Genomic DNA, 19752 nt, shown 5'->3' with positions numbered 1-19752 from the left:
AAAACCCAATGGAGCAATGCCGCATGCCGCCAAGATCATGGCTCTTCGTTCCCGGTGACAGTGACAAGAAGCTGGGCAAGGCCATGACCACCGGCGCGCATGCGGTGATCGTCGATCTGGAGGATGCGGTCGCCCCTGCGGCCAAGCCACAGGCACGCATCCTCGCTCGCGACTGGCTTGCGATCCACCGCCAGCACGTGACCGAGAACCGCCCGCTGGCGCGCTGGGTGCGCATCAACGCGATCGAGACCGGCCTGTGGCGCGAGGACCTCGCCGTGGTCATGGCTGGCGCGCCCGATGGCGTGATGCTGCCCAAGTGCGAAGGCCCCGACCAGTTCCGCATGGTCGCTGCCGAAATCTACGAACTCGAGCAACGTAACCGCCTGCCCAACGGCGCCACGAAAATTCTGCCATTGGTCAGCGAAACCGCGCGCTCGGCTCTTACCATCCCGTTGTACGTCGACGAGCCCATGCCACGCCTTGCCGGCCTCACCTGGGGCGCGGAGGACCTCTCTGCCGTGCTTGGCGCCAGCCGCAAGCGCGATGCCGCGGGCGCGTGGACGGATGCCTTCCGTTTCATCCGCGCGCAGTGCCTGCTGGTGTCCCATGCCAAGGGGGTGTGGGCAATCGACACGCTTTACGACGATTTCCGTGACGAAGAGGGCACGCGCCGCGCCGCCGAAGCGGCCAAGGCCGATGGTTTCACCGGCATGCTGGCGATCCACCCGTCACAGGTACCGATCATCAACGCCGCCTTTGCCCCCACCGAGGAGGAACTGGCCGAGGCCCACGCCATAGTGGCACTCTTTTCTGCCAATCCCCACGCTGGCACGCTGCAATACAACGGCCGCATGGTCGATCAGCCGCACTTGAGGATGGCGCGGCAGCTACTCGGGATCAGCTGAACCTGCTGCCGGTGCCGCAGCGGCGTCATCGCCTGCAACCGGTGTTTGCGCAGCAGCCTCGCTTGCCGAGGGCGCTGCTGCCTTCTTCTTCTCGGTGTGGACTGGTGCCAGTGGCGGAGATGCGGTGGACGTATCGAGGTTGATCATGTCGTCCGAGATCGTTCCTGGCAGCACCTCTGCACCGGCTGCTGTCGCCGCCTTGTCATCGGCCTTCTTGCCGCAACCGCCCAGCGCGAGCCCCAGTGCAATCGGAAGAAGTGCAATCGGGTGACTGATCAGGCGGCTGATGGCGGGCACGGCGTATCCAGACGTTCGAGAAAACGATCGAGGTGCGAGAGCAGCGCCTCGTCCCACGCTTCCGGTGTAACCTCCTTGCCCAGCGCGGCAAGACTCGTCACGCCGAATTCCTCGATCCCGCAGGGCACGATACCGCCAAAGTGCGAGAGATCGGGCGAGAGATTGACTGAAAATCCATGCATCGTCACCCATCGGCGGATGCGCACGCCGATGGCACCGATCTTGGCCTCGCGCCTGTCGGCACCATGCGTCCAGATGCCGACTCGCCCTTCGGCTCGCCAAGATTCGACACCGAAATCGGCCAGCGTATCGATCACCCAGCCTTCGAGCGCATGAACAAAACCGCGCACGTCCCGCGCCCGCTTGCGCAGGTCGAGCAGGACATAGCCCACGCGCTGCCCCGGCCCGTGATAGGTGTAACGCCCGCCCCGCCCGGCCTCGACCACCTCGAAGCGCGGATCGAGCAGTTCGTCGGGCGCGGCGCTGGTCCCGGCGGTATAGACCGGCGGATGTTCGAGCAGCCAGATCAGTTCCTGTGCGCCGCCCTCGGCAATCGCGGCATTGCGCCGGGCCATTTCGTCCAGCGCAACGCGATAGGGCACTTGCGCGCTTTCGCACCGGATCTCGATAGTCTCATTTCGGGCCATGGCCTGCGAAATGGCCCAGCGCCGGACGGGTGACAAGAGGCTGGGCACGCAAAACTGACGTTCGACGTGATCGTCCGACGCTGCTATTGCGCACGGCATGACGCCTCGCCCTGACAGCAAACTTGACAGCAGCCTTGCCTGGAAGACCGCCACGCGCCTCGTTGCGACGAACCGCGATGTGTTGATGGCCATTGCCGGCGTATTCTTCCTGCTGCCGGGCCTTGCCTTCTCGATCTTCGTGCCCGAACCGCAGATGGCGCCCGGCACGCCGCCGGGCCGGATGATGGAGATCATGGCCGATGCCTGGACTTCGTCACTGCCCCTGCTGATCATCGTCACGCTGCTGCAGATGGCCGGGACGGTCACCGTGCTCATTGTCATGACCGATCCTGACCGGCCGACCGTTGCCCAGGCCATCGCGCGCGGTTTTCGCGCGCTGGGGCCCTATGTGCTGGCACAGATCATCGTCGGTGGTGCGCTTGGCATGGCGTTCCTCGTGCTGGTGAGCGCGGCCGCGCTGACCGGCGTTCAGGCCATTGGTGCGATCGTCATCCTTGCCGCATTCGTGGCGATGGTCTGGTGCAGCCTGCGCATGGCGCTCGTCGCGCCGGTTCTCGCCATCGAGGGCGAGCGCAACCCGATCCGGGCCCTGCGCCGCTCGTGGGCGCTGACCCAGGGCAATTCGGGCCGCCTGCTGGCCTTCCTCGTGCTTCTCGGCCTGCTCTTTGCGGTGGTCTATGGCCTGGCCATGATGCTGGTCGGCGTCGTCCTGGTGCTGACGACCGGCGGCGAATTGCAGCGCGTGCTGACAGCCGCGGTTTCAAGCGCGATCACCTCGGGCGCGCTGATCTATTTCATCGCGGTGCTGGCGGCGGTCTACCGCCAGCTCGGCGGACCGAACACTTTGGAAATCCGCTCGATCTTCGACTGAAGGGTTATTCCTTCCAGCCCCAGCTGATCACGCAGGGCGGAACGTTGAGCGGCTCGAAGCCCTTGTCGATGCGGCGGAAGAACTGGCCCATCAGATCGCGCGCGCGGGCGGTGTACTGATAGACGAGGAACGCGCCGCCCGGGCGCAGCACGCGATGCGTTGCGCCCATGATCGCAGGGCCGACGCCTTCGGGCAGGTTCGAGAACGGCAGGCCGGAAAGCACGTAGTCGGCATGGTCGAAGCCATGCGCCTTGACGATCTCTTCCACATCGGCAGCCGAACCATGCACGGCGATGAAGCGGCTGTCCCCGATCGTCTTCTGCAGGTAGGCGATGAAATCGGGGTTCGTGTCGATCACGATCAGGCGGCCATCGCGGCGCAGCTTTTCCAGCACCGGACGACAGAAGGTGCCGACACCCGGGCCATATTCCACGAAAAGGCGGCATTCTTCCCAATCGACCACCGAGAGCACGCGCTCGATCGTGCGGTTCGAAGACGGCACGATTGCGCCCACCATGGCGGGGTGCTTGAGGAAGCCCTTGAAGAAAATCCCGGCCGGCCCAGCCAAGCGTTCCACCTTGCGTTTTGCCCGCTGAAGAAGAGGCTCACGCGCCACCTGGGTCGAAGTCATTGCAGGAAATGGTCCTCTGCCGGTCAAGCTTGGCTGAAGCGGGTCGCAAATTTGGCCTGCCATTGCAAGCACCGTTCGCCCGGCCTAGTCAGCATTGGATGAACCAGCCGTGGACAATTTCGATCCCCGCCTTGGGCGTGAAGGCATGAGCGAGGGTGCCATCCGCCTGCCGAAAGAGCGCATGGCCCTGCTTTTTGCGGTCATGCTGGTCACGGCGGCGGGCAATACTGCCATGCAATCGGTCATGCCCTCGATCGGCACGCGCCTTGGCATTGCCGACGTCTGGGTAAGCCTCGCTTATTCCTGGTCGGCGCTGCTCTGGGTGATCATGGCCCCCTACTGGGCGCGCCGGTCCGACCGTCGCGGGCGCAAGGCGATGATGGCCTTGGGGGTTATCGGCTTCATTTCCTCATTCGCCCTGTGCGGGGCGATCCTCCACTTCGGCCTCGATGGCCGGTTCGGCGCGAGCCTGACCATGATCCTGTTTGCCATCGCCCGTTCGCTGTACGGCGGCTTCGGATCGGCCGCGCCACCTGCTGTGCAGGCCTATGTCGCCAGCCGCACCGGCCGTGCCGAGCGGACCAAGGCGCTGTCGCTGGTCGCTTCGAGCTTCGGTCTGGGCACGGTCCTGGGCCCCGCGCTTGCTCCGCTGCTGATCCTGCCCGGCCTCGGGCTGGTCGGCCCCTTTGCCATGTTTGCGCTGTTCGGGGTGATCGTGCTGGTCCTGCTGCGCACGCAACTGCCCGATGACGATCCCCGCTTTGCCGCGCGGGGCGAGGTGATGTCGGCGCCGTTCAGCGCCTCGTCCAATCCTCGCATGGTGGAGGATCATCCCGATGGCAGTCCCGACGAACTGCCCGAAGCGGAGCCGCAGCATCAGGTAATCGACCGTCTGCGCTGGACCGACCGCCGGTTGCGGGCATGGCTTGCGGCAGGTCTGGTGGGCGGACACGCGCAGGCCATGCTGCTTGGCGTCATCGGCTTCCTGCTGCTCGACCGGCTCGGCCTGAGGGGTGATCCCGATGCGGGCGCGGGCCCGGTCGGCCTCGTGCTGATGTGCGGCGCGGTGGCGACCTTGCTCGCGCAGTGGGGGCTGATCCCCATGCTTGGCCTCGGACCCAGAACCTCAACGCTGTGGGGAATGAGCCTGGCCGCTGCCGGCATCGTGCCCGTTGCCATGGGCCGTGACCTTCACACCATAGCAGTCGGTTTTGCCATTGCTTCGATGGGCTTCGGCCTGTTCCGCCCCGGTTTCACCTCGGGCGCCAGCCTTGCCGTTTCGCCGGCCGAACAGGGCCAGTCCGCCGGCATCGTCGCTTCGGTGAACGGCGCGGCCTACATCGCGGCACCCGCCATCGGCGTCTGGCTCTACAACCATTCGCAATGGCTTGCCTGGGGCGTGATGGAAGTTCTGGCGCTCGGCGTCGTGCTGCTGTGCCTTGTCGCCATGAAGCGCGACCCGGCCTGACCGCGCTCCACGCACCCCGGCACCCTTGCGCCAGCGCGCATTTGTCGCCAAGCGCGCGGGCGCAATGACGGCAGACCGGGGCTCACAGACAGTAATCGCGCGCGGCGCGGGATCGAACGCCCTGAGCTTCGTCATCCGCTTCGCCGCGCGCGCATCGTTCCTCTATGTCGGCGCACGGCTCTATGGTGCGGCAAACTACGGCGTGTTCACCATGGCCAGCGCAATGGTCGAACTTGCCGTGCCGATCGCCAGCCTGGGCCTCAAGCGCATGATCTTTCCCTGGCTGGAAGAGACGACGCCGGACAATGCCCGGCGCAGCGCCACCCATGTCCTGCTTGATGCGCTACTGCTTGCCGCGCTTGCCGGAATGGCGGTCTCGGTGCTGCTGGTTCTGGGCGCGCAGGCGCTGCCGGATGGCCTCGTGTCCGAAAGCCTGCGCCTTGCCCTCGCCCTGATAGCCCCTGCCGTGCTCGGCCAGATCACTGGCGATATTGCACTCGCTGCCACGCGCTGGACCCACAAGATGCGCTACGAGGTCATCGCACGCGGTCTTGTCGAACCCTATGTGATGACCGCGGTGGCCTTCGGCGCCTGGTATCTGGGCTTCGAACAGACCGGCATGATCATCGGCTACTGGGCCGGATCGATCGCCCTCGCGCTGTTCTCGCTGTGGAGCGCGCGGCACTGCCTCGGTCCGCTTGGCTTGCGACGCTGGCGTCCGCACCCGTCCGAACTGCTCCGCCGCGTCCGCGCACTGGTGCCGGCCAGCGGCAGCGACTTCCTGACCACGCTGGCCCAGCGCATCGACCTTTATCTCGTCGGCTTCCTGCTCGGCGATGCAGCGGTCGGTGTCTATGGTGTGCTGCGACAGCTGCGCACGCCGATCCTGCAGGTACGCCAGGCCTTCGACGGCATCCTCACCCCGCTTACGGCCCGCACCATGATGACCGATGGCGATATCGCCACCGGCAAGGCCACGGCGGCGGCAACGCGCGTGATCCTGACCATCCAGCTTGGCGTGGTCCTGCTGATGGCGGCAACCGGCGAGGCCTTGCTCGATCTGTTCGGCGCCCACTATGCAGGCGGTTATGCCGCGCTGCTGGCGATGGTGCTGGCCGAAACCGTCAACGGCGCATTCGGAGTATCAGAGCTTATCCTCTACTACCGCCGCCCGGCGCTTGCCCTGCAGGTCAACCTGATCCTGATCGTGATTGCCGGGCTCGCCATCCCGCTGCTGACCCCGGAGTACGGCATTCTCGGCGCGGCGCTGGCCATGCTGCTGGCAGCGCTGGTCGCGTCCTACATGCGGCGCCACTGGCTTTCGGGCCTCGGTGTGCGACCCCATCCGTTCCACGCCGCGATTCCCGTGCTTGCAGCGGGAGCGGCAGTGCTGCTGGGCATATGGCTTGGCGGCCTTGCCAAGGGCACGGCTCTTGCCGACGCGCATCCCGTCGTGACCAACGCCATGGCGCCGATGATCGCGTTGCTGTTCTATGCAGGCTTCGTGATGGTCTGGCGCAAGGCGCAGCCAGGCGTACTTTCGCTCAACCGCTACCGCATCAACTGATCAGATCCTTGATGCCGTGCGCTTGGCGGCGCGGTTGTGAAGCTGCACCGAGATCAGCAGCAGCAGGTTGAGCACCACCACCTGATAGAAGAAGTAATAGACCGGGCTGCCCGCAATCATGCCCAGCCCCAGCACGATCGCGCGCGGATTGGGGCCCAGCAGCTTGAGGAAATCGAGCAGCGGCTTTTGCTCGCGCGCCACTTCGGCACGGATGGCAGCGAGCCTTGGCTTGTCATCCGCTGCCAGCGCCTGTCGCACTGCTTCGTCGATCTGTCGTGCGTGCGGCGTCATCCCGGCGGCGAGGAACAGGTATCCGCGCGCGATCGGCTCGAACAGGCGCGCGAACAGGGTCTTTTCCCCGAACAGGCCGGCGTTGTTGTCCTTGGCATTGTTCAGCCACGGGACCGCATAGGTCCAGTACTGGTAGAACCGGCGCTGCACCTCGACATGATTGGACTGCACGATGTGGCTGGCGCCTGCGGCGAGAGTCCAGGCCCAGGCCTGCCCGGACCCGATCTGCCGGGTCAGCACGAAGGCGAGCAGGACGTAGAGCACGATATGGCTGGCATAGTCGCAGATGCCGTCGACCATCTCGCCGATCGGGCTGGTCCTGCCGGTGATCCGCGCCAGATCGCCGTCGGCACCGTCGACCACGTGCCAGCTCATGTGCAGGGCCATGCCCAGCATCGCGCCCATCGGCCAGCCGAGCGCCCATGGGCCGCCGGTCGAATCCATGTTGAAATAGACCACGCCTGCCGCCACGACGAGCAGGCCGCCGAAGACCGAGACCATGTTGGGGGTGAGCGGCGTATGCGCAAGAATCCGCGCCAGCCGCCACGCCAGCGGATGGTAGAGATGGTAGTTCAGCCTGTCCTGCAATTCACGCGGACGCTTGGGCCGCTCGATTGCCCCGGTCCTGTTTCCCGCGTTCACCCTTGCGACCCCTTGAATGCCTTGGCCAGCCAGCAAGTATCCCGACGATGCTGGCTTGGCGCATCAGGTAGCCGTGTCTATAGGCCGTGGAAAGGGCCTGATGGCTCTGGATGAGGCACGCACGCTTGAATACCCCGTTTTCCGTCGCGATTCCGGCAAGTCCCTACCTGCGCCGCCGCATCGGTGGCATCAGCGGCGTGGCACGAGCGGTGATTCTTGCCGATCTCACAGGCGCCAGCGCAATCGTGATTCTCGCCGATTCTCCGGTCGCCGATGACTGGCAGCGCAGTTTCACGATGCGCGCGCGCCCCTTGCCGCAGATCACCTACGCCGCACCGTCTGCGCCGCTGCCATCCGGCACCGCGCTGCTGCCAGCCGATGCGCAGCCCACCAAGGCCGCGCTCGAAGCCCTGCGCGAGGATCCGGCGCTGGTTCTGGTCCGCGGCGATCCACGGCTGATTCGCGCCGAGAGCGACCATGCCACCGTCCTGGCGCTGCTGCGCGCGACGCTGAAGCCCACTGAAGGACCGGTAGGTCGCTGGATCAACCGGCCGATTTCGTTCCGCATGTCCGCGCTGGCGATGAAGTTCGGCCTTGGTCCCGACCCCATCACCTGGTTCACCCTGGCGCTGGCCATGGTGATGGCCGTCATTCTGGGACAGGGCGGCGTGGAATGGCTGGCCCTGGGCGGTTTCCTGTTCCAGGCGGTTTCCGTCACCGATTGCGTCGATGGCGACATTGCCCGCGTCTCGTGGGCGATGAGCCGGCGCGGTGCGCTGCTCGATACCGCCTGCGACATGGTGGCCAATCTCGGCTTCGTGATCGGGCTGATGACCGGCGTCATCCGCACCTATGGCTTGGATTATGGCTGGATTGCCCTGGCCTGCGTGGTGTTGCTGGTCTGCGGCATCGTGGCCATGAGCATCCTTGTCCGTATCGGCCCCAAGCGCGGCAGCTTCGATGTTCTGCGCGCGGCGCTTGAGCGCAGGCTGGAAGGTCGTCCGATCCTGCAGAGCGTGACGCTGACGCTGGAGCGCCTGTTCAAGCGCGACGTCTATGTGCTTGTTGCCTGCGTGTTCTGCCTCCTGGGCCTTGCCTGGGTCCTCCCGGGAATGCTGCTCGGCGGCCTGTGCATCTGGCTTGGCGCAGTGGCCTGGTGCGCGCCGCTGATTGCCGCCGACAGCGAAGGCTTGCTGCTTCCGCCGCACATGCGCCAGCTCTGACCCGGCATTTCCAACTCTCCCGAACTTCCGGGCAACTCCCCGGCAACTCTGGCACAACTTGCAGGTAACCTGGTGCGAACTCGGGCACCCTTTGGTGCTGCAACGCGGCACCAATCAGCCCCACCCCTTGCGCGATGCGCCGCCTTCCCCCAAATTAGCCCAAGCAACGACCGCAACAAGGAACCGTGAGAAAACATGAAAGGTGTTATCCTTGCTGCGGGCCGTGGCAGTCGGCTCGGCGACGCGACCGAGTCCCTGCCCAAGCCGCTGATGGCGGTCGCCTCGCGCACCTGTCTCGATTTCGCGATCGAAGCCCTGCTTGCGGTGGCCGACGACGTGATCGTGGTGACCGGCTATCGCGCGCAGCTGATCGAGGATCACATCGCTGCCGAGTGGCCGGGTGCCCCGGTGCGGACCGTGCGCAACACGCAGCTCGAAGCCGGGAACCTGACCTCGCTGGGTGCGGCGCGGGAGCTCATCGGCGACGCGCCCTTCGTGCTGACCAACGCCGACCACCTCTTCCCCGCCGACATGTACACCCGCCATTTCACCACCGAAGCGGCGGGCGCTACTGTGGCGGTCGCCTGCGAGCGGGAACGGCCGGTCCTGCCCGACGAGATGAAGGTCATCGAGAAGGACGGCGCGCTGCAGGCCATTTCCAAGACCCTGCCGAGGTATGACGGCGCCTATATCGGCACGACGTTCGTACGCGAGTCAGCCCGCGACGCATACTGGGCCGCGTTCGAGAGGGTCCGCGAAACCAAGGACCTCGCCACTGCCTCGGTCGAGATGGTGCTGCATGAACTGGCGCAGGACGAGGCGACCGCCCCGCAGGTGCGCTGGCTTTCCGGCCTCAAGTGGTTCGAAGTCGACACGCCCGAGGACCTCGCCGTGGCCCGCGAAAGCCTGACCGCGTGAGCCAGGAGCAGAATGTCCGCGTTCTGGTGTTCGACCTCGACGGTACGCTGGTGCCGACGATGGAGGACTACGCCGACCGTGCGGCGCAATTGATGGAAGAATCATTCGGCACGCCGTTTGCGCTGGCCCGCCGCTCCTACTTCGCAACCTCGGGCCTGCCATTCGAAAAGCAGTTGCGCCAGCTTTACCCCGGGCAGGACACCGATCCGGTTGCGCAGCGCTTCGAGGACTGGAAGGACGGCTACCTTACCGGGATTGCCATTGCCCCCGACACGGCCGCGCTGCTGCAGCGGTGGCGCGATTCCGGCCTTCTCGTGGTCATCTCCTCGAACAACCTCGAGCAATATGTCGAGCGTCTGGCGAGCGATTGGCCGGTCGATTGCGCTTTGGGCTATCGCGCCCCGTCAATGGATGATCCCGGCTTTGCCAAGGGCGAACCGCACTTCGGAGCGATCGAGGAGCGGTTCGGAATCGACCGCTCCGCCTTCCTGTTCACCGGAGATTCACCGAACGACGCCCACATCGCGGCCGCCGCACGGGTGCGTTTTCGTGCTCTTCTGACCGATGCCTTTGGTCCGGAAGATTTCGAACGGGCGGTTCCGGGCACCCGGACCCTGATGAACCTGGCCGATCTCGGTGACCATATTGCAACGGTTGCCGACGCTGTGACCAGCTTGTGAAGGGCTTCTGGCGAAACGGGCTATCGCTGGCAGCTTTTTTCCGTTAAGGGCGCGGTCCCATCGGAAATTGCTGTGGCTTGCGCGCCCACCCTTTGGTGCAGCGCAGGCGGCACGATTGCGAGCAGGGAGTGGGGATTGCAAGGTCTGCCATGACCGGCGGTTCCCCGCTTCGTCTTGACGGACTGAGGATTCGGCTTGCATTCGATGGCATTTCGGTATTTTGAGGCAGTTTGATTACAGCCGCCGCAGGGCGCCTGTCTGAAGGGATCGTTATTCATGAAGCCAATCAAGGTCGCCGTGATCGGCGTGGGCAACTGCGCTAGCTCGCTGGTGCAGGGTGTAGCCTACTATCGCAACAACAATTCGTCGCAGGGCCTCATCCACGACCGCATTGGCGGCTATGGCGCCGGTGACGTCGATTTCGTGCTCGGCGTCGACGTCGATGCGCGCAAGGTTGGCAAGGACATCGCCGAGGCGATCTTCGCCGCGCCGAACAACACCACCGTGTTCCAGCCCAATGTCCCGATGACCGGCGGCAAGGTGATCATGGGCCGCGTGTCGGACGGCGTTGCCGCGCACATGACCTCGGTCGGCGAAAAGGGCTTCATCGTGGCCGACCAGCCCGAAGCCACCCAGGCCGACATCGTCAAGGCTCTCAAGGAATCGGGCGCTGAAGTCCTCCTGAACTTCCTCCCCGTCGGTTCGCAGGAAGCGACCGAATTCTACATGGAATGCGCGCTTGAAGCCGGCGTCGCCGTCGTCAACTGCATGCCCGTGTTCATCGCTTCGACCCCGGAGTGGGAAGCGAAGTTCCGCGAGAAGCGCATCCCCATCGTCGGCGACGACATCAAGGCACAGGTCGGCGCAACGATCGTTCACCGCGTGCTTTCCAGCCTGTTCGCTGCTCGCGGCGTGAACGTCGAGCGCACCTACCAGCTCAACACCGGTGGCAACACCGACTTCATGAACATGCTCGACCGCCAGCGTCTGGGCAGCAAGAAGGAATCGAAGACCGAGGCCGTGCAGGCAATGCTCGCCACGCGTCTCGAGGACGAGAACATCCACGTCGGTCCTTCGGACTATGTTCCCTGGCAGAAGGACAACAAGCTGTGCTTCATCCGCATGGAAGGCCAGCAGTGGGGCAACGTTCCGATGAACCTGGAACTGCGCCTGTCGGTTGAAGACAGCCCGAACTCGGCTGCTTGCGTGATGGACGCGATCCGCTGCTGCAAGGTCGCGCTCGACCGTGGCGAAGGTGGTGCGCTGATCGGCCCGTCGGCCTACTTCTGCAAGCACCCGCCGCAGCAGTTCAACGACGACGTCGCCGCCCAGATGGTCGACGAATACGCTTCGGTGGAGAAGCTGGCCGCTGAATAAGCGACAGCTTCCCTGACGGATTGAAAGGCCGGCCCGACGTTTCGTCTGGTCGGCCTTTTCATTTGGCTCCTAAACCTTTACCCGAAGCGACCATGGATGCGCTGATCATCGCTGCCGGTTTTGGCAGCCGCCTTGCCGAGCTTTCCCCGTCGAAGCCGATGACCCCGGTTGCAGGCGTGCCGCTGATCGAAATCGGCGTGCGGCAGGCCATGCAGGCCGGCGTTACGCGCGTCGTCGTGGTTACGGGCCATCAGGCCGACCTTCTGGAAGGTTTTCTTGCCGACCTTTCGATGCGCGCCGGCATCGAGATCGTGCCGGTGCGACTGACCAACTGGTCCACGCCCAACGGCCATTCGGTCATGGCCGGGGCCACGCGCTGCGACGGCAACTATCTGCTGATGATGGCCGACCACATGTTCGATGCCGACATTCTGGAGCGGCTGATCCACGAACACCGGCCGGACTGCGCCGTGACGCTGGCGGTTGACCGCCGCATCGACAACCCGCTGGTCGATCCCGAGGACGCGACTTGGGTCAAGATGGATGACGACGGCATGATTACCGCTATCGGCAAGACCATCGCACCCTATGATGCGGTCGATTGCGGGGCATTTCTGGCCACCCCGGACCTGGCCAGGGCGATCCACGAGGCGATTGCCGAAGGCAAGCCCGGCAGCCTTTCGGACGGCATGCAACGGCTCGCCGATGCAGGACGCGCGGGCACCATGGACATCGACGATGCGTGGTGGATGGACGTCGACGATCCGCGCGCCCATGCGCTGGCCGAGGAACTGGCGCCATGGCACCTGGCGCGCACTTTCGCGGATATCGGCGTGCCTGCGGGCGAGTAATACACCAGCTTCCCACCCCCAACCCCTCCCGCCTGCGGGAGGGGAGGAGGCAAGCGTTCACGGATACTTAAGATGAATCCGGGTCGACAGGCCCGACTTCGAGATGTTCAGGCGGACCGAGCGGAACGAGGGAATGCTTGCGATCGTCGGCGGATTGTTGGAAAAGCCGAAGCCTTCCTCGGGCAGGCCGAGAACCCCGCTGCGCTTGATGTTACGGCTCGCATCCTCGTCGTGATAGACGGCGAGCGCATAGACGCCGGGCTTGGGCACATAAAGGCACATGCGCGTTTCGGGCGCCGTGGCATCAACGCGGCCGACGTACATCGAGCCCTTCTTGACGAGGAACTTGCGCGGCTCGTCGGCATAGAGGGTCACCGCCATCAGTCCATTGCCGTTGCGCACGCCGTCGATCGTGACGTTGATCCAGGTGTCGCTCACCGGCCCTGCACAGTTCGGGCCAGCCGCACTGGCAGCAGTGCTTCCACCCATTGCAGTGGCGGCGAGTGCAGTGGCAGTCAAAGCGGCCGCAGCGCGCAGCCGTCTCGGCTTGGTCATATCAAAAAGCCCCGATTTCGATGTTTCCTGCGGCAACCGCTTGATCCACGCGCTTCCAATGAAAGCTCTCGCAGCGCCTCGTTTCTTCCCCGCCGATTCCAATAACGGCGGTTGGCTGGTTCGTTAAGTAAGATTCGTGCCGTGAATAGTGGCTGACCCCTTGGCTCGCCCGCCGTTCATCCCATCAACCGCCTCCAAAGCGGGACATTCCGTGTGGATAATGAGGCCGATAGTGCTTGTTCCGCCGATTCGCGAAAGGTAAGCGCAAGGGATGGGGTGGCTATGCCTGAGCGCATGAGCGTTTACCAATCTGCCTGCCACCCGACGCAGGAAGATGACCAGATGACCCCGCTGATTTCGCCGTCGATCCTTTCCGCAGATTTCGCCAAGCTGGGCGAGGAAGTGCGCGCAATCGATGCAGCCGGGGCAGACTGGATCCACGTCGACGTGATGGACGGCCACTTCGTGCCCAACATCACGATCGGACCGATGGTGGTAAAGGCGCTGCGCCCGCACACGACCAAGCCGTTTGACGTGCACCTGATGATCTCGCCGGTCGATTCCTACCTTCAGGCATTTGCCGATGCCGGGGCGGACATCATCACGGTTCATCCCGAAGCAGGCCCGCACATTCATCGCACGGTTCAGGCGATCAAGGGCCTTGGCAAGAAGGCGGGCGTTTCGCTCAACCCCGGAACCCCGGCGAAGATGCTCGATTTCCTTATCGATGACGTCGATCTGGTCCTGATCATGAGCGTGAACCCCGGGTTTGGCGGGCAGAGCTTCATTTCCAGCCAGCTTCGCAAGATCGAGGCGGTGAGGAAAATGATCGACAAGTCGGGCCGTGACATCCACCTCGAGGTCGACGGCGGGGTCGACACCCGCACGATCCGCTCCTGCGTCGAAGCCGGGGCCGACGTGCTGGTCGCCGGGACCGCCACGTTCAAGGGCGGCCCTTCGCAGTATGCGGCCAACATCGCCGCCCTGAAGGCCCTCGGGCAGGGCGAGGCCGCCTGACATGGAGACACGCGGCTTCCCGGATGTTGGAAGTCGCCCGGCAGGTGCTGGCCGCTCTGCTCCCACGCCCGCCATCCCGCTCGATGCGACGAAGGAGGAACCGCTGGCCGATCCGACGCCCGAGGCAAGCAGCCGCTACGTGGCGCTTGACGACGACCGCCCGGACCCGGCGGTGATCGAGCCGGGGCGCGCGCTTGCCCTTGCCGATTTCGCACCTCCCGCCATCGGCACGGGCGACAGGCTGGTGCGGTTCGCCTACAGCCTGGGACTTCCGGCCAGCGCGATCCATCCTTTCCGCAAGCGCGCCCGCACGCGATTGACGGCCACGGTCACGCCGCCGCTGCCGGGCGATGCCGCAGCGGGCAAGGCCTTGCGCGCCGGGCATTTCCTTGTCCACGGCTACAAGTCACCCATCGCCGACACGGCCTTTTCGGGGCCCCGCCTGTCGCCCTCGTTCGAGCGGATGGTCCATGGTTTCCGCTGGCTGCGCGATCTTGAATCGGGCGGCACGCGGGCACAATGCGCACAAGTGGCCGAGCGTATTCTCCAGACCTGGCTGGCCGCCAATCCCAAGCCGGACCCCACGCCGGCGTGGGACGTGGGCAATGTTGGCCACCGCCTGCTGAACTGGATGGTCCACGCGCCGCTGATCCTTTCGGGCCAGGACCGCGCGTTCCGGACGCGGGTGCTGCACACGATCGAGGACACGGCGCGCTGGCTCGACCGCCGCGTGACCAAGGCTGACGACCGGCTTTCCGAAGTGGCAGGCTGGTGCGCGCTGGTCGCGGTCGGTCTGCTCATGGCCGATGGCAAGCCGCGCCGCCTTTATGGCGAGGCCGGGCTGGTCAAGGCGCTGGGCGAACTGGTGGGTGACGATGGCGGCGTGCTGTCGCGCAGCCCGCTCTGCCAGATCGAGGCGATCGAGCTGCTGGTGGACCTGCGCGCCTGCTACGAGGCGATCCGGGCCGAACCGCTACCGCAGATCCAGACGATGCTGACGCTGCTGGTGCCGCCCCTGCTGGCGCTGCTTCACGGCGATGGCGGCCTTGGCAACTGGCAGGGCGCGGGCGCGATCCCGGCCGAGCGGATCGAGGAGCTGGTGCGCGCCAGCGGCGTCCGCACGCGGCCCCTGCGCGATGCGCGGCAGTGGGGCTACCAACGCGCGACGGCAGGCAAGGCGGTGCTGCAGTTCGATGCGGGGCCGCCGCCGGTAGCGCGGCATACGCGCGATGGCTGTGCTTCGACGCTGGCATTCGAGCTGAGCCACGGGGCGGAGCGACTGATCGTAAACTGCGGTGGTGCAGCCTTTGCCGGCGGCATGATCCCGCTGCGGCTTGAACAGGGCCTGCGCGCGACGGCAGCGCATTCGACGCTGACGATCGACGATTTCAATTCCACCGCAGTGCTGATCAACGGCAAGCTGGGATCCGGCGTGTCCGAGGTCGAAGTCGATCGGCGCACGCTTTCGGCCGAAGGTGCAGGGCCCGGCGCGACGCGGATCGAGGCGAGCCACAACGGTTACGTCAGCCGCTACGGCCTGACCCACCGCCGCATCCTGATCCTGCGCGATGACGGGACCGAGCTGCGCGGTGAAGACCTGCTGGTGCCGTCGGGGCGCAAGGGCAAGCGCGGGATGATCGGCGTTGCTCTGCGCTTTCATCTCGGGCCCCATATCGAACTGGCCGCCAGCGCCGATGGCAAGGGCGTGACGCTGTCGCTGCCAGATGGCAGCCTGTGGCAGTTCCGCTCTGGCCGCGATGCGGTCGGAATAGAGGAATCCCTCTGGGCAGACGGGCTCGGAAGGCCTATCGGCACGCGGCAATTGGTCGTGACGGCCAAGGTTCCCCGCAGCGGCGAGAGCTTCTCCTGGCTGCTGAAGAAGATGCGATAGATAGGAATTCCCACGTGAGCGAGGTTACGATCAAGCGGGCGCTGCTTTCGGTGTCCGACAAGTCCGGTCTTGTGGATCTTGGCAAGGCGCTGGCAGCGCGCGGCGTCGAGCTGCTTTCGACCGGCGGCACCGCCAAGGCGCTGCGCGATGCAGGCCTCACCGTGAAGGACGTGTCGGAGCACACCGGCTTTCCAGAAATGATGGATGGCCGCGTCAAGACACTGCACCCGACGATCCACGGTGGCCTTCTGGCCGTGCGCGACAATCCCGAACACGCCGCCGCCATGGCCGAACACCAGATCGGCGCGATCGATCTGGTCGTGGTCAACCTCTATCCCTTCGAGGCGACCGTGGCCAAGGGTGCCGAGCGCGACGAAGTGATCGAGAACATCGACATCGGCGGACCTTCGATGGTGCGCTCTGCCGCCAAGAACCACGATTACGTGACGATCCTGACCGACGCTGCGGACTACGCCACGTTCCTGGGTGAGCTGGAGCAGACCGGCGGCGCGACGACGCTGGCCTTCCGGCGCAAGATGGCGGCCAAGGCCTATGCGGCGACGGCGGCCTATGACTCGGCGATCTCGCAGTGGTTCGCCACCGTGGACCAGGGCGAGCACTTCCCGCCCGTCCTCGCCACCGCGCACACCCGCGTGACGACGCTGCGCTATGGCGAGAATCCGCACCAGGACGCAGCGCTCTATGTGCCGCGCAATCCTGCCGTCACCGGCCTGCCACAGGCAACCCAGGTGCAGGGCAAGGAGCTGTCCTACAACAACTACAACGATGCCAACGCCGCGCTGGAACTGGTGGCGGAGTTCGCCGGCGCCAAGCCGACCGTGGTCATCGTCAAGCACGCCAATCCCTGCGGCGTCGCCACGGCGGAAACGCTGCTCGATGCGTGGAAGGACGCGCTGGAGTGCGATTCGGTTTCGGCATTCGGCGGCATCGTCGCGACCAACGTTCCGCTCGACGGGCCGACCGCGAACGCGATTTGCGAAATCTTCACCGAGGTGGTCGTGGCGCCCGGCGCCGACGATGCGGCCAAGGAAGCCTTTGCGCGCAAGAAGAACCTGCGCCTGCTGCTGATCGACAGTCTGCCCGATGCCAATCGCAAGGGCCTGACGACGGTGCCGATCGCAGGCGGCCTGCTGGTGCAGGATCGCGATGCCGGCAAGATCGAGAAGGCCGACCTCAAGGTCGTGACCAAGCGCGCCCCGACCGAGCAGGAGCTGGAAGACGCCCTGTTCGCGTGGACCGTGGCCAAGCACGTCAAGTCAAACGCGATCGTCTATGCCAAGGACGGCGTCACCGCCGGTATCGGTGCGGGCCAGATGAATCGCCGCGACAGCTCGCGCATTGCGGCAGCCAAGGCCAAGGAAGCGGCTGAAACCCACGGTTTTGCCGAAGCGCGCACGGTAGGCTCTGCCGTTGCTTCGGATGCGTTCTTCCCGTTTGCCGATGGCCTGATGGCGGCGGTGGAAGCAGGCGCGACCTGCGTGATCCAGCCCGGTGGCTCGATCCGCGACGAAGACGTGATCAAGGCTGCCGACGAGGCCGGCCTGGCCATGGTCTTCACGGGCATGCGCCACTTCCGACATTGATTGATTACGTCTCCCTCGCCACGGCGAGGGAGACGCCAAGAAGAAAGGGCCGGCCCCGCATCGGGGACCGGCCCTTTTCATTGCCGTCCAAGGCAGCTGAAATCAGCGATAGAAGATATGGCTGTCGACGCGCGCGATGCGGGTCTTGCCCCAGCGCGGTGAGACGTGCGCCGCGTGGAAGAACATTGCGCCCTCTACCGGGCTCTTCCACAGGCCTTCATCGGCGATCTTGGCGATGCGCACGGCCGTCTGCCAGGCGCGGCTGTCGCGGTTGATTGCCGGCATGCCGTGGCCGCGCACGAACGAAAACTGCGAGGGCTGGTAGACCACGCCGCAGTACGACGAAGGAAAGCGCCCGGAATTGGCGCGAGCGACGATCACGCGACCGACGGCAAGCTGTCCGGCAAGAGTTTCGCTCTTGGCCTCGAAGTAGACGGCGCCGGCAAGGCACTCGAGCTCGTTCGACAGCGTGGCGGGAATCTGGGTGTCCTCGACCAGCTCGGCAAGCGAATCCGCGTCGGCGGCTTCAGCTTCGATGGCAGCTCCGGGCGTTGCGGTGGCAACGGCTTGAATCGGGGTGGGCTGAACCACGGGCTGGGAGATGAAGGTCGCGGTGATCGCGGCCGGGGTGTTGAGGCTTTGAGCGGCGGCGTGGGATCCGCCAGTGCTGAGAAGCGTTGTGATGAAAGTCGCAGCAATGCTGAAGCTGGCTGCGTATTTGAACTTCGTGCTCATACTTTGTCGTCAATGGGCGGTGAGCTTCCTGCCATGGCGCGACAAAAGGCCGGTGTGCGCGAACGATGCCGCGTGCCGGTCAATCGCCGAAGGGCCATGTCGGTTGCCCCCCGTCTGCGTGCCAGTGCGTCGGGCCTTGCTGCCGTCCGTCACCGCCTGCGCAAAAATCGGTATGGGGCCTTTATTGTGCGCTGCGGAAGAGTCAACCCGCGTTCAGCCAGCGGAAAGGTTGTCCCGGACGAACCGTTCGCGATCCGCGACGGTCAGTTCAACTATCCACACGTCCGGATCCTGCTGCATTCGGCGGCTCAGATAGTCTTCGAATTCCTGCTTATTATCAATTACTTGTGACTTGGAAACCCGCCATTTGCGGCGTCCATCAACGTCGGGCATGCGTTCGTAAAGAATGCCAAGAGACTGATTTTCCAAGATAACAATCAGGACTGTTCCGCCATCGCGTTCGCCCTTGTGCAGCACCATGGCAAAGCCGCCTTCGGCTTGGACCGCACGGATGATTCCCTGGACTTCGAGGTGTGCCGGAAGGCGCGATTCCGTCACTGCGGATCAGGCGAGCGCGGCGCGCAGGCCGGCGTTGTAGCCATCGAGGCTGGACAAGGGGATGCGCGAGCGCTGGAACGTGCCGGTTCCCCGCCCCACTTCCTCGCCTTCCTCATCGATCAGGCGCGCTTCGGCCACGAGCACGCGGCGCCGGCCCGAGACCCAGCGCCCTTCCGCCGTGACGCGCCCGCCCTTGATCGGGCGGCTGAAGAACAGGTTGAACGATGTGGTCAGCAGGAAACGGTCGGTAACCAGCGTGTTCGCAGCGTAGAACGCGGCGTCATCGAGCATCTTGAAGTAGATGGTGCCATGGGCCGCCCCAGCAGCATGAAAACACGAGGGCGAGACATCGAAATGGATGCGGGACAAGCCCTCGCCGACGATTTCCAGGCGGGATTCGAACAGGCTGTTGACCGGCGCCGAAGCGTAGAGACCTTCCAGCGCGCGCCAGTGCAGGCTTGCGCTGTCGGCGCCGTCCTCAGGCGGCATCGCGATCGATGACGTTGACAAGCAGGCCGTAGATCGCATCGGCATCGGTAGCGGAGACCAGACGCTCGTGCATCCGCTCGTCCCGCATCAGGCGCGAGATCGCAGCGAGGGCCTGAAGATGCGTGGCGCCAGCCTGCGAGGGCGAGAGCAGACCGAACACGCAATCGACCGGCATGCCATCGGCGGCGGCAAATTCGACCGGATTCTCGAGCCGGAAGAACACTGCAACCGGACGTTCCAGCCCGTCGATACGCGCGTGGGGAATGGCAACGCCTCGGCCGAAGCCGGTGCTGCCAAGCTTTTCGCGTTCCTCGATCCCATCGATCACCACTTCCTTGTCGAGCGCGTAGACCGACGCGAAGCAGGCAGCGAGATCGGCAAGGATCTGCTGCTTGGAATCGGCGCGGATGACGCGGACAGCTTGTGGATCGAGTTGGAACAGAGCCGACATACGGTAAAACGTATCACATGAGTG

Annotated in this window: 21 protein-coding genes; 12 read left to right on the top strand and 9 right to left on the bottom strand. The window is 65.0% G+C overall.

The features are described from left to right. Window positions 1-23 precede the first annotated feature (23 nt). Window positions 24-905, top strand: coding sequence for an HpcH/HpaI aldolase/citrate lyase family protein (locus tag NJ75_RS08105; protein WP_052242195.1), 882 nt, complete (start codon window positions 24-26; stop codon window positions 903-905). On the opposite strand, the gene NJ75_RS08100 is transcribed toward NJ75_RS08105, so the two are convergent. After that, window positions 888-1202, bottom strand: a complete 315-nt coding sequence (locus NJ75_RS08100) for a hypothetical protein (protein WP_039333255.1) — start codon at window positions 1200-1202, stop codon at window positions 888-890. The two genes, NJ75_RS08105 and NJ75_RS08100, sit on opposite strands and share 18 nt — an antisense overlap. Further along, window positions 1181-1849 carry a lipoyl(octanoyl) transferase LipB gene (lipB, locus tag NJ75_RS08095; RefSeq protein ID WP_039333252.1) on the bottom strand — a complete coding sequence of 223 codons (669 nt, stop codon included), beginning with the start codon at window positions 1847-1849 and terminating at the stop codon, window positions 1181-1183. Before lipB ends, NJ75_RS08100 begins: the two co-directional genes overlap by 22 nt. 97 nt (window positions 1850-1946) lie before the next feature. Here lipB and NJ75_RS08090 point away from each other — a divergent pair, with 97 nt between their 5' ends. Continuing rightward, a complete protein-coding gene (locus NJ75_RS08090; protein WP_039333250.1) occupies window positions 1947-2780 on the top strand; it encodes a glycerophosphoryl diester phosphodiesterase membrane domain-containing protein in 834 nt (277 codons plus the stop codon). A gap of 4 nt (window positions 2781-2784) precedes the next feature. On the opposite strand, the gene NJ75_RS08085 is transcribed toward NJ75_RS08090, so the two are convergent. Further along, window positions 2785-3411 carry a class I SAM-dependent methyltransferase gene (locus NJ75_RS08085; RefSeq protein ID WP_039333248.1) on the bottom strand — a complete coding sequence of 209 codons (627 nt, stop codon included), beginning with the start codon at window positions 3409-3411 and terminating at the stop codon, window positions 2785-2787. A gap of 145 nt (window positions 3412-3556) precedes the next feature. On the opposite strand from NJ75_RS08085, the gene NJ75_RS08080 reads away from it, so the two are divergent. Both NJ75_RS08080 and NJ75_RS08075 read left to right on the top strand, forming a co-directional pair. Then, window positions 3557-4879: an MFS transporter gene (locus tag NJ75_RS08080; protein WP_174544577.1), complete on the top strand. Its 1323-nt coding sequence runs from the start codon at window positions 3557-3559 to the stop codon at window positions 4877-4879. Between the two features lie 64 nt (window positions 4880-4943). After that, window positions 4944-6446: a lipopolysaccharide biosynthesis protein gene (locus tag NJ75_RS08075; RefSeq protein WP_039333246.1), complete on the top strand. Its 1503-nt coding sequence runs from the start codon at window positions 4944-4946 to the stop codon at window positions 6444-6446. On the opposite strand, the gene NJ75_RS08070 is transcribed toward NJ75_RS08075, so the two are convergent. Beyond that, window positions 6447-7379 carry a CDP-alcohol phosphatidyltransferase family protein gene (locus NJ75_RS08070; protein WP_039333244.1) on the bottom strand — a complete coding sequence of 311 codons (933 nt, stop codon included), beginning with the start codon at window positions 7377-7379 and terminating at the stop codon, window positions 6447-6449. 110 nt (window positions 7380-7489) lie between these two features. Between NJ75_RS08070 and NJ75_RS08065 the strand changes: the two genes are divergently transcribed. The 5 genes from NJ75_RS08065 to NJ75_RS08045 all read left to right on the top strand — a co-directional run bounded on the left by NJ75_RS08065 (window position 7490) and on the right by NJ75_RS08045 (window position 12428). After that, window positions 7490-8602 (top strand): CDP-alcohol phosphatidyltransferase family protein, encoded by a 1113-nt coding sequence (locus NJ75_RS08065; RefSeq protein ID WP_039333243.1) that lies wholly within the window; start codon window positions 7490-7492, stop codon window positions 8600-8602. A gap of 195 nt (window positions 8603-8797) precedes the next feature. Beyond that, window positions 8798-9520, top strand: a complete 723-nt coding sequence (locus tag NJ75_RS08060; protein WP_039333241.1) for a phosphocholine cytidylyltransferase family protein — start codon at window positions 8798-8800, stop codon at window positions 9518-9520. After that, window positions 9517-10200 (top strand): HAD family hydrolase, encoded by a 684-nt coding sequence (locus NJ75_RS08055; protein ID WP_039333239.1) that lies wholly within the window; start codon window positions 9517-9519, stop codon window positions 10198-10200. The genes NJ75_RS08060 and NJ75_RS08055 overlap by 4 nt, the downstream gene beginning before the upstream one ends. Window positions 10201-10476: 276 nt before the next feature. Further along, window positions 10477-11577, top strand: a complete 1101-nt coding sequence (locus NJ75_RS08050) for an inositol-3-phosphate synthase (RefSeq protein ID WP_039333237.1) — start codon at window positions 10477-10479, stop codon at window positions 11575-11577. 92 nt (window positions 11578-11669) lie between these two features. Further along, window positions 11670-12428: a phosphocholine cytidylyltransferase family protein gene (locus tag NJ75_RS08045; RefSeq protein ID WP_039333235.1), complete on the top strand. Its 759-nt coding sequence runs from the start codon at window positions 11670-11672 to the stop codon at window positions 12426-12428. Window positions 12429-12485: 57 nt separating this feature from the next. Here NJ75_RS08045 and NJ75_RS08040 read toward each other — a convergent pair whose 3' ends face one another. Beyond that, on the bottom strand, window positions 12486-12983 hold the full coding sequence (locus NJ75_RS08040) for a DUF2141 domain-containing protein (RefSeq protein ID WP_039333233.1): 498 nt from the start codon (window positions 12981-12983) through the stop codon (window positions 12486-12488). A 342-nt stretch (window positions 12984-13325) separates the two neighbouring features. On the opposite strand from NJ75_RS08040, the gene rpe reads away from it, so the two are divergent. Genes rpe through purH form a run of 3 tightly spaced genes read left to right on the top strand, consistent with a single transcriptional unit; the run spans window position 13326 to window position 17495 of the window. After that, window positions 13326-14000, top strand: coding sequence for a ribulose-phosphate 3-epimerase (gene rpe / locus NJ75_RS08035; protein WP_039333362.1), 675 nt, complete (start codon window positions 13326-13328; stop codon window positions 13998-14000). A gap of 1 nt (window position 14001) precedes the next feature. Further along, on the top strand, window positions 14002-15891 hold the full coding sequence (locus NJ75_RS08030; protein WP_039333232.1) for a heparinase II/III family protein: 1890 nt from the start codon (window positions 14002-14004) through the stop codon (window positions 15889-15891). Window positions 15892-15905: 14 nt separating this feature from the next. Beyond that, window positions 15906-17495 (top strand): bifunctional phosphoribosylaminoimidazolecarboxamide formyltransferase/IMP cyclohydrolase, encoded by a 1590-nt coding sequence (gene purH / locus NJ75_RS08025; protein WP_039333230.1) that lies wholly within the window; start codon window positions 15906-15908, stop codon window positions 17493-17495. A gap of 102 nt (window positions 17496-17597) precedes the next feature. Here purH and NJ75_RS08020 read toward each other — a convergent pair whose 3' ends face one another. The 4 genes from NJ75_RS08020 to NJ75_RS08005 all read right to left on the bottom strand — a co-directional run bounded on the left by NJ75_RS08020 (window position 17598) and on the right by NJ75_RS08005 (window position 19728). Continuing rightward, the gene (locus NJ75_RS08020) at window positions 17598-18230 is read right to left on the bottom strand and encodes a cell wall hydrolase (RefSeq protein ID WP_039333228.1); all 633 of its coding nucleotides are present in this window, start codon (window positions 18228-18230) and stop codon (window positions 17598-17600) included. Window positions 18231-18443: 213 nt separating this feature from the next. Next, window positions 18444-18788 (bottom strand): DUF1491 family protein, encoded by a 345-nt coding sequence (locus tag NJ75_RS08015; RefSeq protein ID WP_039333226.1) that lies wholly within the window; start codon window positions 18786-18788, stop codon window positions 18444-18446. A 6-nt stretch (window positions 18789-18794) separates the two neighbouring features. After that, complete coding sequence (locus NJ75_RS08010) at window positions 18795-19277, bottom strand: PaaI family thioesterase (RefSeq protein WP_039333224.1); 483 nt, start codon at window positions 19275-19277, stop codon at window positions 18795-18797. Continuing rightward, a complete protein-coding gene (locus NJ75_RS08005) occupies window positions 19267-19728 on the bottom strand; it encodes a PTS sugar transporter subunit IIA (protein ID WP_039333222.1) in 462 nt (153 codons plus the stop codon). The genes NJ75_RS08010 and NJ75_RS08005 overlap by 11 nt, the downstream gene beginning before the upstream one ends. Window positions 19729-19752: the final 24 nt, after the last annotated feature.

It is taken from the genome of Novosphingobium subterraneum (assembly GCF_000807925.1).
Classification (GTDB): Bacteria; Pseudomonadota; Alphaproteobacteria; order Sphingomonadales; family Sphingomonadaceae; genus Novosphingobium; species Novosphingobium subterraneum.
Note: the sequence above shows the minus strand (reverse complement) of the source record. Positions and strands in the feature narration are given on the sequence as shown.

Coding starts and splice junctions, on each gene's coding strand:
- NJ75_RS08060 (WP_039333241.1), top strand. CDS start 8,798: ATGAAAGGTGTTATCCTTGCTGCGGGCCGTGGCAGTCGGCTCGGCGAC.
- rpe (WP_039333362.1), top strand. CDS start 13,326: ATGACCCCGCTGATTTCGCCGTCGATCCTTTCCGCAGATTTCGCCAAG.
- NJ75_RS08030 (WP_039333232.1), top strand. CDS start 14,002: ATGGAGACACGCGGCTTCCCGGATGTTGGAAGTCGCCCGGCAGGTGCT.
- NJ75_RS08005 (WP_039333222.1), bottom strand. CDS start 19,728: ATGTCGGCTCTGTTCCAACTCGATCCACAAGCTGTCCGCGTCATCCGC.
- NJ75_RS08045 (WP_039333235.1), top strand. CDS start 11,670: ATGGATGCGCTGATCATCGCTGCCGGTTTTGGCAGCCGCCTTGCCGAG.
- NJ75_RS08065 (WP_039333243.1), top strand. CDS start 7,490: ATGAGGCACGCACGCTTGAATACCCCGTTTTCCGTCGCGATTCCGGCA.
- lipB (WP_039333252.1), bottom strand. CDS start 1,849: ATGGCCCGAAATGAGACTATCGAGATCCGGTGCGAAAGCGCGCAAGTG.
- NJ75_RS08080 (WP_174544577.1), top strand. CDS start 3,557: ATGAGCGAGGGTGCCATCCGCCTGCCGAAAGAGCGCATGGCCCTGCTT.
- NJ75_RS08075 (WP_039333246.1), top strand. CDS start 4,944: ATGACGGCAGACCGGGGCTCACAGACAGTAATCGCGCGCGGCGCGGGA.
- NJ75_RS08090 (WP_039333250.1), top strand. CDS start 1,947: ATGACGCCTCGCCCTGACAGCAAACTTGACAGCAGCCTTGCCTGGAAG.
- NJ75_RS08020 (WP_039333228.1), bottom strand. CDS start 18,230: ATGAGCACGAAGTTCAAATACGCAGCCAGCTTCAGCATTGCTGCGACT.
- NJ75_RS08010 (WP_039333224.1), bottom strand. CDS start 19,277: ATGCCGCCTGAGGACGGCGCCGACAGCGCAAGCCTGCACTGGCGCGCG.
- NJ75_RS08050 (WP_039333237.1), top strand. CDS start 10,477: ATGAAGCCAATCAAGGTCGCCGTGATCGGCGTGGGCAACTGCGCTAGC.
- NJ75_RS08105 (WP_052242195.1), top strand. CDS start 24: ATGCCGCCAAGATCATGGCTCTTCGTTCCCGGTGACAGTGACAAGAAG.
- NJ75_RS08085 (WP_039333248.1), bottom strand. CDS start 3,411: ATGACTTCGACCCAGGTGGCGCGTGAGCCTCTTCTTCAGCGGGCAAAA.
- NJ75_RS08040 (WP_039333233.1), bottom strand. CDS start 12,983: ATGACCAAGCCGAGACGGCTGCGCGCTGCGGCCGCTTTGACTGCCACT.